The organism is Prevotella brunnea, assembly GCF_008016795.1.
GTDB classification, from domain to species: Bacteria; Bacteroidota; Bacteroidia; order Bacteroidales; family Bacteroidaceae; genus Prevotella; species Prevotella brunnea.
In genome coordinates this window covers 17,738-32,487 of record NZ_SDIK01000035.1, presented here as the reverse complement: position 1 = coordinate 32,487, position 14,750 = coordinate 17,738, and the positions used below count along the sequence as shown (strand labels likewise).

The following is a 14,750-nucleotide window of genomic DNA, read 5'->3' as shown; positions in this document are numbered from 1 at the left end:
ATAATGCTTTTCATCAGAAGTAAACAACTAACAAATTAGGGAACTTCAACTTTATTAATGACTTGGCGGACAATTTCTTCACTTGTGATATTGCTTGCCTCGGCTTCATACGATAAACCGATTCTATGGCGAAGAACATCATAAGCAACTGCTCGAATATCTTCAGGAACAACGTATCCACGACGTTTTATAAAGGCATAAGCCCTACTTGCTTTTGCCAAATTTATACTTGCGCGGGGACTGCCTCCGAAAGTAATCATTTGCTTTAATTCGCCCAAAGCATATCTTTCCGGAAAGCGTGTGGCGAAAACTATATCAGCAATATACTGCTCAATTTTTTCATCTATATAAACTTCCTTTACAATAGCTCTGGCATTCAGAATTTCCTCAGCGGTTGTAACTGCATCAACACGGAAATCAGTTTCTGCAAGGTTTTTCCGAATAACAAGCTTTTCTTCTTCCAACGTAGGGTAGTCAATGACAACTTTCAACATGAAGCGATCTACTTGCGCCTCAGGAAGCATATACGTTCCCTCTTGTTCTATCGGATTTTGAGTTGCCATCACCATAAAAGGAGTTGGAAAGGTGAAGGTTTGATCGCCTATCGTTACTTGATGTTCTTGCATCGCTTCAAGTAATGCACTCTGAACTTTAGCAGGTGCGCGATTTATTTCGTCAGCTAAAACAAAATTTGCAAAAATAGGACCTTTTTTGACGTGAAATCGTTCATCTTTTTGTGAGTATATCTGAGTTCCAATAACATCAGCAGGCAAAAGATCCGGAGTAAATTGAATGCGGCTATATTTCGATTCTATCAATTGTGAAAGAGTTTTGATAGCTAAAGTTTTTGCCAACCCGGGGACGCCCTCTAACAGGATATGTCCATTACTAAGCAAACTGATAAGTAAGGAATCAATTAAGTGTTGCTGACCAATAATTACTTGCCTCATACCTGTAATTAAATTGGTGATGAATGCGCTTTTTTGTTCAATCCGCGTATTTAATTCACGAATATCTAAAGCTTCTGTCATAACTAAATCAATTTATATCTTCATTATTTTATTGTTACGCAAAAGTAATACAAATAAAGTAATATGGATACAATTTACAGACTAAATAATATTAAAAAAGTTTCTTAAAGGTATCTTTTAAGAAACTTTTTAGTTATTTTCAAAATAGGCAACTCTTTTTCTGGAGATAACCCACCTGATGTATATACAATGCAACGTGCTATGCTTAAAAATATCATCATAACGTTGCAACCCCACCCTTTTTACCTCTTTTTTCTGTATTCAGGGCGGAGTTCAACTTTTGGAACTTTCATTGTATCGCCTTCTTTCATAGTCTCTGCATTATTGAGTACTTGGAAATAGCCTACCATGTCCGGTCCTAACGTCTTTTTACTATACGAACTCATATTTTCCCCTTTCTTAAGTACTACTTCTTTTTCAACTCCTACGATGTCATACGCACCATATCTGATTTTCGGGTTTGAACTTAACAATTTGTAATCCGATTTCTTAGTTGTTTTATCCTTTAGAGTATCAATGGAATTATCCTCTTTAACTATATCACTTTTAGGTATATTAGGTTTTACTACAACTTTATGTTTGGAAGTTGAAGTCAGTTGCTTTTTCGAGGCATCTGCATGTTTTCCTAAAGTGTAAATTCCAAAAATCACGCTCGCAAGGAAGATGGCTGTCAAGATGGTTATCCACGCCTTGTGCCTATTTTTTGGTGATATATCATGAGACGTGTCAAAGATACCATCATCACTCCCTGTTTCCTCACTATTAACGTTGTAATTCACGTTTGATACCCCCATGTTATTTGATGAAACCGTTGGAGCTTCATCCTGTACCTCATCCTTAATAATATCACATTCCTTTAGGTGTAAATTGTTTTTAGGGGAATCACTTTTGTTATTGATCACCTCTTTGGTATCATTGTCATACGTGGTGTTAGCTATATCAGGAACTTCTTCTTGCTGTCCAATCGCTGAGTTTTCTTTTGTATTGCTATCTGTTATATGAATTAAATCTGAGTTGTCATTTTCTTTATCTTCAAATGGATGAATGGGAATATCTACTTTCGTGTCGGATGACACCTCTATCTCGCCATCAGAGAGTGGCATAGTCTCATTGCCATTGTGTTTCGTTGCTTTCTGTTGATGGAGTGCATCGATTTTTGACAAGCTTCCGTTTGAATCATCAGAATACTGTATGAACTCTTTGTCTTCTTCATCCAAAGAAGACGCTTCCTCAAACTGAACCCCATCATTGAGTACTACTGTCTCAAAGTCGGAAAAAGGTTTATTTACCATTGCCTTCATGTAAGCATCAGGGGTGAAGCTCACCTTCTCATGTCTTTCTATAACGACTCTCTCGCCTGTATTGACATTAATGCTCTCACGTGCTTTTACAGATTGTATTTTAAAAGTTCCCAATCCCTTTATTTTTACAATCTTATCTTCTTTTAGACCTTGCTGAATCGTCTCAAAAAAAGCAGAAAGAAATTTATCAGCTTCTTTTATGGTAAGGTTATGCTTTTTAGCTACAAATTCAGTAACAATTTGAAGTGATGTTTTGCCCATTATTCATTCCCTCCATATCTTAATCTTTCCTTAATGGAAGCAGCCGGTCTGAAGCCCAGTACTAACTTTGGGGGGATAAGCATTTTTTGCCCTGTTGCCGGATTAACCATCACTCGTTCTACCCTCTTTTTTACCTCAAAGGTACCAAAGCCGGAGATGAGTAAAGAGTCACCGGTGTCGAAGGTGTTCACCATTCCAGCAAGAACAGTTTTCACTAATTGCTGAGTTTCTTCTTGAGAATAATCAGTTTGATTTGATAATGTTGCTATAAATTCTTTATTATTCATAAACAGAGGGCATAATAATCTTACGAATGTTACGTAAAAGTGATTTCTCCATACAAGTCAAATTCATCCGAATCGGTTATTCGAATGTTGTAGAATTTTCCAACTCTCAAATCATTATCTGCTTTGATCAAAACTTCCGGATCAACCTCAGGAGAACAGAATTCGCTTCTTCCCACATAATATTCCCCTTCTTTCCTATCAATAATCACTTTCATTTCCTTGCCAACTTTTTCAGCTTCAATCTCTGATGAGATTTGCTGTTGAAGTGCCATGAGGTCGCTTAAACGTTGCTGTTTAACGGATTCAGGTACATCGTCTTGATAATGTTTTGCACTGTAAGTTCCTTCTTCGTGTGAATAGGCGAAAGCTCCCATTCGCTCAAAACGTGCCCATCTTACAAATTCCATCAGTTCCCGGAAGTCATCTTCTGTCTCACCCGGAAAGCCAACCATTAGCGTTGTACGTAAATGTATTCCGGGCACTTTCCTTCTTACTTTCTTAATAAAATCAATCGTTTCTTGTTTTGTAACGTTACGTTGCATACGAGAAAGAACATTGTCAGAGATATGCTGTAGGGCGACATCCAGGTATTTGCACACTTGAGGCTTTTCACGTATCACATCCAAAAGATTGGTTGGGAATTGGTTTGGATAGGCATAATGCAGCCTTATCCATTCGACACCGGGTAAATCTGCCATGCGAGAAATCAGTTCGGATATATGTTGTTTTCCGTCAATATCCACCCCATAATAGGTCAGTTCTTGCTCAATAATTTGAAACTCCTTTGTTCCTTCAGCTGCAAGTTCTTTTACTTCTGCTAAAATCTCGCTCATCTGTCGAGAACGATGTCGTCCGGTGATGAGCGGAATAGCGCAATAAGCGCAATGACGATCGCACCCTTCAGCAATTTTAATAAATGCGTAATGATGCGGTGTGGTAAGGTGGCGTCGGTTGTTACATGATTTAATTTCCGCTTTCCCTAAATCCGTCAGAAGCTCTTTGTAATTAAACTTTCCATAAAATTTATCAACTTCCGGTATTTCCTTTTCAAGCTCGTTTTTATATCGCTGAGAAAGACACCCCATCACATAGAGTTTGTTAAGGCAACCGTTATTTTTCCTACTTACAAACTCTAATATAGTGTTGATACTCTCTTCTTTGGCAGAAGCTATAAATCCGCAAGTATTGATTACAGCTATTTCACCTTGAGGATGGTTGGGGTCATGAACACAATGATAGCCATTGGCCTCAAATTGTTTCATGATTAGTTCAGAATCAACTAAATTCTTTGAGCATCCTAATGTGATAATATCTATTTGGTTTTGCTTCATGTGATATTTTATTCAAAGAGAGAAAAATAGTTAGTAGTATTAATCTTGTTTAAACAGACTATCCACAAACTGCTCTTTGTTAAAGAGTTGAAGGTCTTCCATGCCTTCTCCAAGACCGATATATTTAACTGGTACTTTCAATTGATCGCTGATTCCGATAACAACACCGCCCTTTGCCGTTCCATCGAGTTTTGTGATGGCAAGAGAAGTTATTTGGGTTACGGATGCAAATTGTTTGGCTTGTTCAAAAGCATTCTGTCCCGTACTCCCATCCAAAACCAACATAACTTCATCGGGTGCTGATGGGAGAACTTTTTTCATGACATCCTTAATTTTCTTTAGCTCATTCATCAATCCAACTTTGTTATGCAATCGCCCTGCTGTATCAATAAGCACAACATCTGCATTATTTGCTTTTGCGCTTTGTAGCGTATCAAAAGCAACACTTGCCGGATCGGATCCCATTTGCTGTTTAATCACTGGAACGCCAACACGTTCTCCCCAAATGGAAATTTGCTCTACAGCCGCCGCTCTAAAGGTGTCGGCAGCCCCTAAATAGACCTTCTTACCCGCATTCTTAAATTGGTACGCTAATTTTCCAATGGTTGTGGTCTTACCTACGCCATTCACCCCTACCACAAGGATAACATAAGGTTTATGGTCAGATGGAAAATCCCAGTCCTCGGTATTCTCTGTATTATTTTCAGTAAGAAGTTTAGCTATTTCTTCACGTAAAACGCCATTGAGTTCTGTTGTGGAAACATATTTATCTCGAGCTATTCGTGATTCAATGCGCTCAATGATCTTCAAGGTCGTATCAACTCCTACATCAGAAGTAATAAGTATCTCTTCCAGATTATCTAAAACCTCATCATCAACTTTTGACTTACCGGCAACTGCGCGCGTCAATTTTGAAAACACGCTTTGTTTTGTCGTTTCAAGTCCTTTATCTAAAACTTCTTTTTTTTTCTTATTGAACAGTCCGAAAAATCCCATAATTAGCTAATTTGATGCAAAGTTAGCACAATTCACGCAAAAAAACGAATAAAAGAGTATGTATTGATTCGATGGAAAACTTACTTAATTCCAAGTGAGTCAAAAAAACAAATAAATTGTTGAGAATGAAACAACCATCCGGTGTCGAGCAGAAAGATATTGTAGTTATAATTCAAGGGGGCTTCCTTAATAAAAAATAAGGATTGCAATGTTTACAATCCTTATAGTTTATTATAAAATTTCTCAGTTATTAGTTCTTAAAGAAATCTTTAACTTGTTCGTTAGGAACCATTTGCTCGTCAAAAATATAAGCACCAGTCTTTGGGCTTTTTACCATTTTGATAACTTTTGTATATGCGCGACCATCCGTTGAGCCTTCGTGGAGGGTAGCGACCGCTTTCTTTGCCATAGTTTATTTGTTTTGACTATTAACGTAACAATACGATCTTACTTGATTTCCTTATGGAGAGTCATTTTCCTCAAAATCGGATTATACTTCATCAGCTCAAGACGCTCTGCAGTATTCTTGCGATTTTTTGTAGTGATATAACGACTTGTACCGGGAAGACCGCTATTTTTCATTTCCGTGCACTCAAGAATGACTTGCACTCTGTTTCCTTTAGCTTTTGCCATGATTCTTAGTCTCCTATTACTTTAATATCCTTCCAGTCAACATAACCTTTGGATACAGCTTGCTTCAATGCTTTATCCAAACCGACTTTATTGATTAAACGAAGACCAGCTGCACTAATCTTCAATGAAATCCAGCAACCTTCTTCTACATAGTAGAATTTCTTGCTGAAGAGGTTTACGTCAAAGCTGCGCTTTGTGCGATGCTTTGAGTGAGACACATTATTGCCCAATTGTGCCTTCTTACCGGTGATTTGACAAATCTTAGACATTTCTATCTTTGGTTTTGTGATTCGTTAATTGATACCTATTCCAAACAGGTTGCAAAATTACAAAAAAAAATCAAGTATGCAAAGGAAAGTCTTAGATAATCTATAGAATTAAGCTTTTTTTAAGATTACAATTCTTTGGAAAGTTTCTCATTCAGAAAGTCAAGCATCAATCTCATCGCTTTATTCGTTGCTATTGCCAAATTGATGTCACGTCCGAAATTCTCGGTTAGTCGAAATGTTCTGACGTCCTCAGCATTTCCATATCCCAGCCATATTGTACCCACGGGTATTTCTTGTGTTCCTCCACCGGGACCGGCTATTCCCGTTGCTGAAATAGCGAAATCGACATCAAGGCATTTAATAGCCCCTTTGACCATTTCTTGAGCTACCTCTTCGCAAACGGCAGTCTTCGCTTGTAGCGTATTGGGCGACACGCCTAAAATATTGGTTTTAATTTCATCTGAATATGAAATAATCCCACCTTTGAAATAATTGGATGCACCGGGAATTGACACGATGGCTTCGCTTATTCTTCCCCCCGTACAACTCTCAGCTGTTCCAAGTGTTAAACCTGAGTCGTATAACAAATCGCCAATTTGGCGAGAGATAATCTTACTTTCAAATTCCATTATTGTTTTATTTTGCTGTAATTTGCTTATTTATTCAAATGTCACCTTGCTAAATGCGGGTACATTTATCGTGGTAAACTTCTTTTCTCCATATTTAAATGTGCCTACACATGCAATCATTGCTGCGTTATCAGTGGTATAGCTGAACTTAGGAATATAAATGGTCCACCCATATTTTTTTGCATGTTCGTAGAACGAATTTCTTAGACCGTTGTTGGCAGAAACTCCACCGGCTACGGCGACATGCTTTATACCCGTATCTTTGACAGCTTTACGAAGTTTCTTCATTAAAATATCTACTATCGTAAATTCAAGACTGGCGGACAAATCTTTCTTATGATGCTCCACAAAATCAGGATCGGTCTTCACCCACTCTCTTAAATTATATAGAAAAGAGGTTTTAAGTCCGGAAAATGAATAATCATAACCTCCAACATTTGGTTCTGAAAACTTGAAAGTTTTCGGATTGCCCTGTCGTGCAAGTTTATCAATGATTGGTCCCCCGGGATAGCCGAGTCCCATCACTTTAGAACATTTATCAATGGCTTCGCCCGCTGCGTCATCTATGGTTTGTCCAAGCACTTCCATGTCATCATAGGCATTCACTTTTACAATTTGTGAATTTCCACCGGATACTAATAAACAAATAAATGGGAATGGCGGCATATGCGTGTCTTCCTCATCCTCTTTGATGAAGTGTGCTAAAACGTGTCCTTGCAAATGGTTTACCTCAATAAGTGGGATGCCCAATGAACGTGCAAAGCCTTTTGCAAAGCTTACTCCTACCAGCAAACTACCCATAAGCCCGGGTCCACGCGTAAAAGCGATTGCCGAAAGCTGTTCTTTGGTTATCCCGGCACGTTTGATGGCTTGGTCAACAACAGGAACCACATTCTGCTGATGCGCACGTGATGCCAATTCCGGAACTACGCCTCCGTATGCTTTATGAACGTCCTGAGAGGCAGTTACATTGCTAAGGATAATACCATTTTTTAGAACTGCTGCACTCGTATCGTCGCAACTACTTTCAATACCCAATATGTAAATGTCTTGTTTTATCATCCCATCAACTTAATGTGTCAAGATTTCGACTCCATGTTCTGTCATTACAAATGTATGTTCCCACTGAGCGGAAGGAAGTTCGTCCCCTGTTATTATTTCCCATCCATAAGGGTCATCAGCGTCGAGAAAGACTTTCCATGTTCCCATATTAATCATTGGCTCAATGGTAAAGACCATTCCGGGCACAAGCAACATTCCGGTTCCGGCATGTCCAAAATGAAGTACTTCGGGTTCTTCGTGAAAATCTAAACCAACACCATGTCCACACAGGTCGCGAACAACCCCATAGCCATTCTTCTCAGCATGCATTTGAATGGCATGACCTATATCGCCAACAAAGGAGTAAGGCTTTGCTGCTTCTGCACCAATCTCAAGACATTCTTTAGCGACACGGACTAATTTTTCTTTTTCCGGAGTTGTCTTACCTATAATAAACATACGGCTTGCATCGGCATAAAAGCCATCCATGATACAGGTCATATCGACGTTTACGATATCACCTTCTTGTAAAAACTCATCATCCTTTGGAATGCCATGACATACAACTTCATTGATACTTGTACATACGCTTTTGGGAAAGCCTTCATAATTCAAACAGGCAGGGGTTGCATTGTGGTCTTTGCAATATTGCATACAGATATCATCTATTTCCTGTGTAGACATACCTATGTGAATGGCATCGGCAACAGCATCGAGACAACCTGTGTTTACCTCTCCGGCTCTTTTGATACCTTCAATCTGCTCCGGTGATTTTATCAACTCACGTGTGGGAACGAGCTTACCTTTTTTTTCGTAAGCCATGATTCGTAAATCCATTTCGGTAGGTTCTTGTCCCTTGAGACAATGCCATCTTTTTTTCTTTATTATCATCTGATTAGTATAAACTTTCTGCAAAAATAATATAAATTGCAAACTTTGCAAAAGAATTAACCCTAATTAATTGAAGTGTTACAGACTTCCAATCGCTCTTTTCCGGCTTTTATTGCCATCAAGAACTATTCAATTTCCGGGGGAAGGGTACTGGTAGTTCGATGAGAAAAGATTGAAAAAAGCAAGATACGACACTAACTATTGCGTTTGTTCACTATTGTTTAGGTATTTCAAATCATTAACCAAAAACGAATGTAAGTGTCATGTAAATAATTGATTTTTAGACACTTCATAATAGTTGAAAATGTTTACTTCACAATCGCTAAGCGTTTACAATTTAAAAGCTAAGCTATTGCATTGCAAAAGCTTAGCAAATGGCATGTAAAAGCTTAGTTTTTGAATCTGCCCCCTCTAATAGTGCTTCATTGCTCGCTCCATTTCTCGTCTATCTTCTTTCTCTTTAAGAGTTTGTCGCTTGTCGTATTCCTTTTTACCTCGGCAAAGAGCTATATCCACTTTTGCTCTTCCATGATCATCGATGAAGACCAAGATTGGGACAATCGTATAACCAGGATTCTTAATCTCGGTTTCTAATCGTTTTATCTCCCTCTTCCTCAACAAGAGTTTTCGTGTGCGTTTTGCTTCGTGGTTGGAATACGAACCATAAAAATAGGGGGATATATTCATTCCTGACAGCCACATCTCACCTTTATTAATTAAGCAATAAGAATCTACCAAGGAGGCTTTCCCCGCCCGAACGGATTTTATTTCCGTTCCGGTAAGCACAATGCCCGCAGTGAGTGTATCGATGAAATGATATTCAAAAGAAGCTTTCTTGTTGCGTATTTGTATAGGCGACTTTTTTCTCAATGCCAATTCGTCCTTATTCATTCTTCTCAACTATTACAAAATTGCTGATATGCTCATCGATATATTCCGCTATCATTTGCGTCCATTCTTCTTCATTTAAGACAAATTCATCATCAGATTCATCGAACTGCGGCATTTGCTCATAAAGAGCCATAAACTCATCGTCAGTCATTTCCACCTCGATTCTCTCGTGATACTTTTCGTATGCTTTTCGAGCATGTTGAATGTGAGAATACAACTTCTTCAACCCCCATTCTCGAAGGACTCTTGCAAATGGATTCTCAAAGATGAAAGCACCATAGCCGTTATAAATAAGTTGTATATATCCTCCTTCCATTACTTCGTCGTGAAGATAACTCCATCCCAGCAATGTAATCTGATCAGAAGATAGCTTCTCCATGTTTTCAGGTGTTAAAACACCGTTCACTGCTGAATTAATAGAATCGATAAAAACTCCCACAAATGCATCCATGCCTTCTTCCGCGGCATTACGGAGCAGCGATTCTTTTACCTTTATTTCAAGCATACCATGATTTTTTATCGTTTAAATTGCAAAGATAGCGGTTTTTATTGAGATTTGCTCTTGTAGATTCAAAGTTTTTTGGATTCTTCCAAAAACTAAGTCTCAATTCGGAATACGATAACGAACGCTAAGAATGCGTGATTAATAAAAATCCCTCAGAACCATGTTCTGAGGGAGAAAGAGTGATGAAACAAACTTTGAGTTTATTTGTTCTCCGGCATCAAGAACTTATCTCCGGTTTGTTCTATGAGAGCTTTTCTGGCATTTTGACTCATTCCCGGTCGTTCAGGCTTTGCGCCCCAACCTGTAGAAGTAATTTCAAACTTACCATCTTTTTCGGGTTTAATAATCATGTCGTTGTATTTAACAATGAGGTAATAAGCTAACTGACGCCATCTGCTAATCATTTCATTGCCTTTCTCTACGGAATAGTCGTTAAGATATTTTATGGCAGCAGCCTTGTCATTACTGTACAGCTCTTGTGCTTTAGCCTCTATCTTTTGTTGATTTGCAAAATAAGAGTTGTCCAATGAGTCGCGCACCTCTTTCAAGGATGGGAACATTTGGGAATAACGCGGATAGACCATATTGCTTACCCAGTTGCAGACCCAATATGCATTCTTATCAGAGAAATGTACAGCATCTGCTCCGGGAGTATTAAAACATTCTGAGCGTTCTGTTGAGCAACAATAAATGGGGACATAAGCTGCCATGTTGCCATCGTCGTTAGCAAACCAGATAATACCACCTATTTCACGAGGCAACCATGAACGTAATTGGGCTACATACGAGAATGCGCTTTGTTGTGTGGAAGTAGGACGCTCCGTGAAATATTTCTTGCCGTTATATTCGTAATTTAAGGGTGTAGGACGATACGGCATATCCCAATTTCCTTGTCCGAGGTCATTATTCAAACTTAATGGAGTGCCCTCATAATGATCGCGCATGCAATTTTCCATATCGCTAAGTTCAATCTTTTTATTCGGGACTATCCATAATGGCATATCTTCGGCATTGGGATCTTTCCCAAGCGCCCACGGCAACCAACGAGACATATCTTTAAAATGATTGAAATAACTCCATACACGTGCTTCACAAAAACGTCTTCCACCAAAATCAGGAGCCGCATAAGTCATTTTCCAGTTAAAATCCTTGTCTTTGCCTGTAAACCATCCTTTAGAACGTGCAAATTTTATGCAGTTCTTAGAGCTCATTACTTCAGTATTATAAGTTGAGAATTGTCCGATACGTGCTTGATTTGCATGTCCGGAAATAGTTCCATCAGGAATGCGAACTGCGACCCAAACGATCTTTTGTTTTGGGTCTCCTCCACATCCCATCATCTCAAGAATCCATGCTTCATTAGGGTCGGCGATGGTAAAACTTTCTCCACTTGAATTATAGCCATACTTGTTGGCTAAATCCGTCATTATCTTAATGGCTTCGCGAGCTGTCTTGCTTCTTTGCAGCCCGAGATACATCAATGAGCCATAGTCAATGATACCGCTCTTGTCTATCATCTCCTCGCGTCCACCATAAGTTGTTTCACCTATGCTTACTGCGTATTCATTAATATTTCCGATAACATTATAAGTCTCTGGGGCTTCATCAATAAATCCATGACTCACTCCGGAATCATAATCAATAATTTCTCTTTTTGTTCCTTTCGCGTGTATTCCTGCCGGATAATGGCACAGTTTCATAAACGAGCCATAATCATCGGCACTGTAAGTAACAAATACAGAACCATCTTTTGTCGCGCCTTTGGTCGCAATAAAGTTTGTACACGCTTCTGCCACCATAAAGGATGTTGCGAGAAGTACTGTCAATAATAGTTTCTTCATAATCTATAGTTTAAAATTAATAATTCTCTAATATTTGATTATTGCCTTGAATTGCTTTGTGTTTCCCACATTATCCTTGGCTATCACTTTTAATTCTCTTTCTTTCTTAGCTGGTAGTATCGGAGTATCGAACAAATTACATCGAATAACTCTGCTGTCTTTGCCGAATGTAAAAAGAGCGAATTGATTGTCGATATAACATTCATAGCTTCTAATTCCACTGGCATTATCTGCAAGTTTTATAATTATATCTCTCGGATTGGTATTCTTGAGTTGGATGGTAGGGGGAATATCGTCATACGCAGCATAATATATTTTGCCTAAATCTCGTATTTTCCCACTTACCCAGCCGTTTTTATACGTAGAAGAGAGAAAGCGAAGATTGGCAGAGATTTCATTCATGGACCCACAGGAAGCGATAAATAATTTTGAGGGGTCTGGTATATTTTTATTTATCTTTATGTGAATCGTCCCTTCTCCTAACAGGAATGTTGAATTAGGTTGGAAGCGATAACCGAAAGATACTGCATCTGAAATAGGCAAAATTTGAGGATGTAGCAGATAATTCTTTGAAAGTAAGTATTTACCCACTTCTAATTTTACACTCTCAAATCGTAAAATGTTATGGCGTGTTGGCTGTATTAAATAAGGAGAATTGTTTTTCACCATCTGGACAATTTTTTCCGGTCTTCCACGCACTATAAACTCCTTTTCACTCTTATTACCATAATAATCCTTCAGAACATATTTTAAGTGATAATCGCGCGATTGATTAAAATTGATGATTCCTTTATCCTTATCAGCCCACAATATTGGCAAACGATTTGAAGGTTCTATAAATGACTTTAAGAACCAGATGTGGCTGCGCTGATAATGCTCAAAATCACCCCATACATTTATCATCGGATTGTTATTCGCCGGAATTTCGTTCACATTGCTGGAGAAAACCAATTTTCCGTCACAATACAACTGGATATAGCGTACACCAAGATTGTTATAGACTGAGTCCATGTTATCGTGAGCAAAAATAGCAAATCCGACTTTACCCCAAGCTTCAAATTTTTGTTTGGAAAATCCAAAGACGCGAGATTCTTGTGTATGTTGAAATACGCCTTCGCCGGGTAAAGGAAAACTCTTGAAAGAATAAGCTGTCGGGGGAGTGTTATCCGTTAATATATGACTTAATGGAATGAGCGGATCAAGCATTACCCCGGTCTTGGTTTCATGATATTCCAAATGAAGATGTGGCGCTTGGGACGCACCGGTGGAACCACTTAAACCAATAAATTGCCCTTTGTGAACTGCGATCTGTCCCGGAGTAAAAGAGATGTCGCCGGAAAATTGATGATTCTTATATTGCCATTGTTTTACGGCTGCCTCTATCTGAGGGGCAAAACGATTTAAGTGAACGTAAATGCTGGAATGTCCATTGGGATGTGCAATAACTAATGCATAGCCAAAGCCGTATTTCTCCACGATTACTCTTGCTACATATCCATCTGCAACGGAATAAACACCAAAATTAACACCTCTGTCAGTTTTTATATCAATTCCCCCATGAAAATGATTGGGGCGCGGTTCTCCAAAATTTCCCGCAAGTTGAACGGGAATGTGAACCGGAGAGCTGAAAGATAATGCTGCCAACAGAAAGCCCAATATATATTTCATGTGTATGATTGTTTACTATTCATTTCTGATTAACCCAAAAGGGCATTATCGTAATACGCCTTAAGGGTATTGTCGTCTTCTAAAATCTCAATGGTTCCTCTCAACCACATCGTCATAGCAATTTCTTCAGTTAGCTTATAATGAGCTGTAACTCTACCATTGTTAATTTCAACAACCCCCGGCTTGTGAACTGTACCGGCATAAACAACTCTATGTGCTGCAAAACGTTTCATCTTGGCACTCGTTCTGGAATATTCCGCTCTCTCATGGCTTCTTGAGGAGTTCGTTGCTCTTTCAACTCCTCGTCATAAGGTTTCAGAGGTAAGTGAGGATTGACGGGATTATCACCAACCATTCGAATATCTCCAGTTGCCTTCATGGAGTCAGGCTGATTGCCTTCCGAACCACGGACGTGCATCTTGATTAGACGTATATTTGTAAGTATCAACAACTTAAATGTAGAACTCAATTCTTGAGGTTTTGCCATTAAGAAATAGCCATAAACCGACTTTATGCCTAATCCGTCATTATCTTCCAATACCAATGATTGGTGGGAATCAGAGTTGATGTGCAACGTTTGTGAAGAGATGCTATCGTTCTTGAAAACAACATTTAATACAACAATAGCATTGCGAGTGCCATCTTGAATGATAAATTTTGAATCAAAGTTGAGCATTAGCTTATCACCCTTGTGGAAAGAAGTATCCGCTTTAATGGTGAAATACTCATAATTACGTGGAGCGTATGGTGTTAAGATCATAGATTTAGCTTTGTTCCATATATCGGCTGTGTCCCCTTGCAACATCGATGAACCATATTGATTCAAATCATTTTCAGAAATCCCTTGTATTCTGGCTTCTTCTTCAAATCTCAATGATAAGTTTTCATAGATTTTGTGAAGTTTTTCCGTATGTCTCATGTAATACCGCATGGATAATTCGAACTGGCTCTCTGATACGCCATGCTTTTTCAGAGCCATCAACTTGTAGGTTTTTTGAATTTGCGAAGAGTTTCCTTTTTGTGTTGCCAAAGACATTGCCAAATGATAATCATAAAGGATTTTTTCCATATCGCCCGGTTGAATATAATTGGAAGGAACAGTAGGTTTACATGATATCAATAAAAAAAATGATATCATTAAATAAACATACAATACTTTTTCGTTTCTTATCATA

17 protein-coding genes are annotated in these 14,750 nt (G+C 38.6%); all 17 read right to left on the bottom strand.

Going from position 1 to position 14,750, the window contains the following annotated elements; translation table 11 throughout:
* Positions 1–35 precede the first annotated feature (35 nt).
* Entirely contained in the window at positions 36–1,031 is a 996-nt protein-coding gene (locus ETF27_RS05225) for an AAA family ATPase (protein WP_130828786.1), read from the bottom strand.
* Between the two features lie 242 nt (positions 1,032–1,273).
* Positions 1,274–2,593 carry an HU family DNA-binding protein gene (locus ETF27_RS11455; protein ID WP_240048131.1) on the bottom strand — a complete coding sequence of 440 codons (1,320 nt, stop codon included), beginning with the start codon at positions 2,591–2,593 and terminating at the stop codon, positions 1,274–1,276.
* A complete protein-coding gene (locus tag ETF27_RS05210; RefSeq protein WP_130828785.1) occupies positions 2,593–2,880 on the bottom strand; it encodes an HU family DNA-binding protein in 288 nt (95 codons plus the stop codon). Before ETF27_RS05210 ends, ETF27_RS11455 begins: the two co-directional genes overlap by 1 nt.
* Positions 2,881–2,909: 29 nt before the next feature.
* Positions 2,910–4,211 carry a 30S ribosomal protein S12 methylthiotransferase RimO gene (gene rimO / locus ETF27_RS05205; protein ID WP_130828784.1) on the bottom strand — a complete coding sequence of 434 codons (1,302 nt, stop codon included), beginning with the start codon at positions 4,209–4,211 and terminating at the stop codon, positions 2,910–2,912.
* Positions 4,212–4,250: 39 nt separating this feature from the next.
* The gene (gene ftsY / locus ETF27_RS05200; RefSeq protein ID WP_130828783.1) at positions 4,251–5,207 is read right to left on the bottom strand and encodes a signal recognition particle-docking protein FtsY; all 957 of its coding nucleotides are present in this window, start codon (positions 5,205–5,207) and stop codon (positions 4,251–4,253) included.
* Between the two features lie 250 nt (positions 5,208–5,457).
* Positions 5,458–5,616 (bottom strand): DUF4295 domain-containing protein, encoded by a 159-nt coding sequence (locus ETF27_RS05195; protein WP_130828782.1) that lies wholly within the window; start codon positions 5,614–5,616, stop codon positions 5,458–5,460.
* 38 nt (positions 5,617–5,654) lie between these two features.
* Complete coding sequence (gene rpmG, locus ETF27_RS05190; protein ID WP_130828781.1) at positions 5,655–5,843, bottom strand: 50S ribosomal protein L33; 189 nt, start codon at positions 5,841–5,843, stop codon at positions 5,655–5,657.
* Positions 5,844–5,845: 2 nt separating this feature from the next.
* Positions 5,846–6,109, bottom strand: coding sequence for a 50S ribosomal protein L28 (rpmB, locus tag ETF27_RS05185; RefSeq protein WP_130828780.1), 264 nt, complete (start codon positions 6,107–6,109; stop codon positions 5,846–5,848).
* A gap of 125 nt (positions 6,110–6,234) precedes the next feature.
* Positions 6,235–6,738, bottom strand: a complete 504-nt coding sequence (locus ETF27_RS05180) for a CinA family protein (protein ID WP_130828779.1) — start codon at positions 6,736–6,738, stop codon at positions 6,235–6,237.
* Positions 6,739–6,768: 30 nt separating this feature from the next.
* Positions 6,769–7,800, bottom strand: a complete 1,032-nt coding sequence (gene tsaD / locus ETF27_RS05175) for a tRNA (adenosine(37)-N6)-threonylcarbamoyltransferase complex transferase subunit TsaD (protein ID WP_130828778.1) — start codon at positions 7,798–7,800, stop codon at positions 6,769–6,771.
* A 9-nt stretch (positions 7,801–7,809) separates the two neighbouring features.
* A complete protein-coding gene (gene map, locus ETF27_RS05170; protein WP_130828777.1) occupies positions 7,810–8,670 on the bottom strand; it encodes a type I methionyl aminopeptidase in 861 nt (286 codons plus the stop codon).
* A gap of 411 nt (positions 8,671–9,081) precedes the next feature.
* Complete coding sequence (gene smpB / locus ETF27_RS05165; RefSeq protein WP_130828776.1) at positions 9,082–9,561, bottom strand: SsrA-binding protein SmpB; 480 nt, start codon at positions 9,559–9,561, stop codon at positions 9,082–9,084.
* Positions 9,554–10,066 carry a DMP19 family protein gene (locus tag ETF27_RS05160; protein ID WP_130828775.1) on the bottom strand — a complete coding sequence of 171 codons (513 nt, stop codon included), beginning with the start codon at positions 10,064–10,066 and terminating at the stop codon, positions 9,554–9,556. The genes smpB and ETF27_RS05160 overlap by 8 nt, the downstream gene beginning before the upstream one ends.
* 200 nt (positions 10,067–10,266) lie before the next feature.
* Positions 10,267–11,907 (bottom strand): dipeptidase, encoded by a 1,641-nt coding sequence (locus ETF27_RS05155; protein ID WP_130828774.1) that lies wholly within the window; start codon positions 11,905–11,907, stop codon positions 10,267–10,269.
* 27 nt (positions 11,908–11,934) lie between these two features.
* Positions 11,935–13,575, bottom strand: coding sequence for a M23 family metallopeptidase (locus ETF27_RS05150; protein ID WP_130828773.1), 1,641 nt, complete (start codon positions 13,573–13,575; stop codon positions 11,935–11,937).
* Between the two features lie 29 nt (positions 13,576–13,604).
* Positions 13,605–13,808: a hypothetical protein gene (locus ETF27_RS05145; protein ID WP_130828772.1), complete on the bottom strand. Its 204-nt coding sequence runs from the start codon at positions 13,806–13,808 to the stop codon at positions 13,605–13,607.
* Positions 13,805–14,749 (bottom strand): DUF4296 domain-containing protein, encoded by a 945-nt coding sequence (locus ETF27_RS05140; protein WP_130828771.1) that lies wholly within the window; start codon positions 14,747–14,749, stop codon positions 13,805–13,807. Before ETF27_RS05140 ends, ETF27_RS05145 begins: the two co-directional genes overlap by 4 nt.
* Position 14,750: the final 1 nt, after the last annotated feature.

Coding starts and splice junctions, on each gene's coding strand:
- ETF27_RS05195 (WP_130828782.1), bottom strand. CDS start 5,616: ATGGCAAAGAAAGCGGTCGCTACCCTCCACGAAGGCTCAACGGATGGT.
- ETF27_RS11455 (WP_240048131.1), bottom strand. CDS start 2,593: ATGGGCAAAACATCACTTCAAATTGTTACTGAATTTGTAGCTAAAAAG.
- rimO (WP_130828784.1), bottom strand. CDS start 4,211: ATGAAGCAAAACCAAATAGATATTATCACATTAGGATGCTCAAAGAAT.
- ETF27_RS05160 (WP_130828775.1), bottom strand. CDS start 10,066: ATGCTTGAAATAAAGGTAAAAGAATCGCTGCTCCGTAATGCCGCGGAA.
- ETF27_RS05150 (WP_130828773.1), bottom strand. CDS start 13,575: ATGAAATATATATTGGGCTTTCTGTTGGCAGCATTATCTTTCAGCTCT.
- map (WP_130828777.1), bottom strand. CDS start 8,670: ATGATAATAAAGAAAAAAAGATGGCATTGTCTCAAGGGACAAGAACCT.
- ftsY (WP_130828783.1), bottom strand. CDS start 5,207: ATGGGATTTTTCGGACTGTTCAATAAGAAAAAAAAAGAAGTTTTAGAT.
- smpB (WP_130828776.1), bottom strand. CDS start 9,561: ATGAATAAGGACGAATTGGCATTGAGAAAAAAGTCGCCTATACAAATA.
- rpmB (WP_130828780.1), bottom strand. CDS start 6,109: ATGTCTAAGATTTGTCAAATCACCGGTAAGAAGGCACAATTGGGCAAT.
- ETF27_RS05210 (WP_130828785.1), bottom strand. CDS start 2,880: ATGAATAATAAAGAATTTATAGCAACATTATCAAATCAAACTGATTAT.
- ETF27_RS05145 (WP_130828772.1), bottom strand. CDS start 13,808: ATGAAACGTTTTGCAGCACATAGAGTTGTTTATGCCGGTACAGTTCAC.
- ETF27_RS05155 (WP_130828774.1), bottom strand. CDS start 11,907: ATGAAGAAACTATTATTGACAGTACTTCTCGCAACATCCTTTATGGTG.
- tsaD (WP_130828778.1), bottom strand. CDS start 7,800: ATGATAAAACAAGACATTTACATATTGGGTATTGAAAGTAGTTGCGAC.
- ETF27_RS05180 (WP_130828779.1), bottom strand. CDS start 6,738: ATGGAATTTGAAAGTAAGATTATCTCTCGCCAAATTGGCGATTTGTTA.
- ETF27_RS05140 (WP_130828771.1), bottom strand. CDS start 14,749: ATGATAAGAAACGAAAAAGTATTGTATGTTTATTTAATGATATCATTT.
- ETF27_RS05225 (WP_130828786.1), bottom strand. CDS start 1,031: ATGACAGAAGCTTTAGATATTCGTGAATTAAATACGCGGATTGAACAA.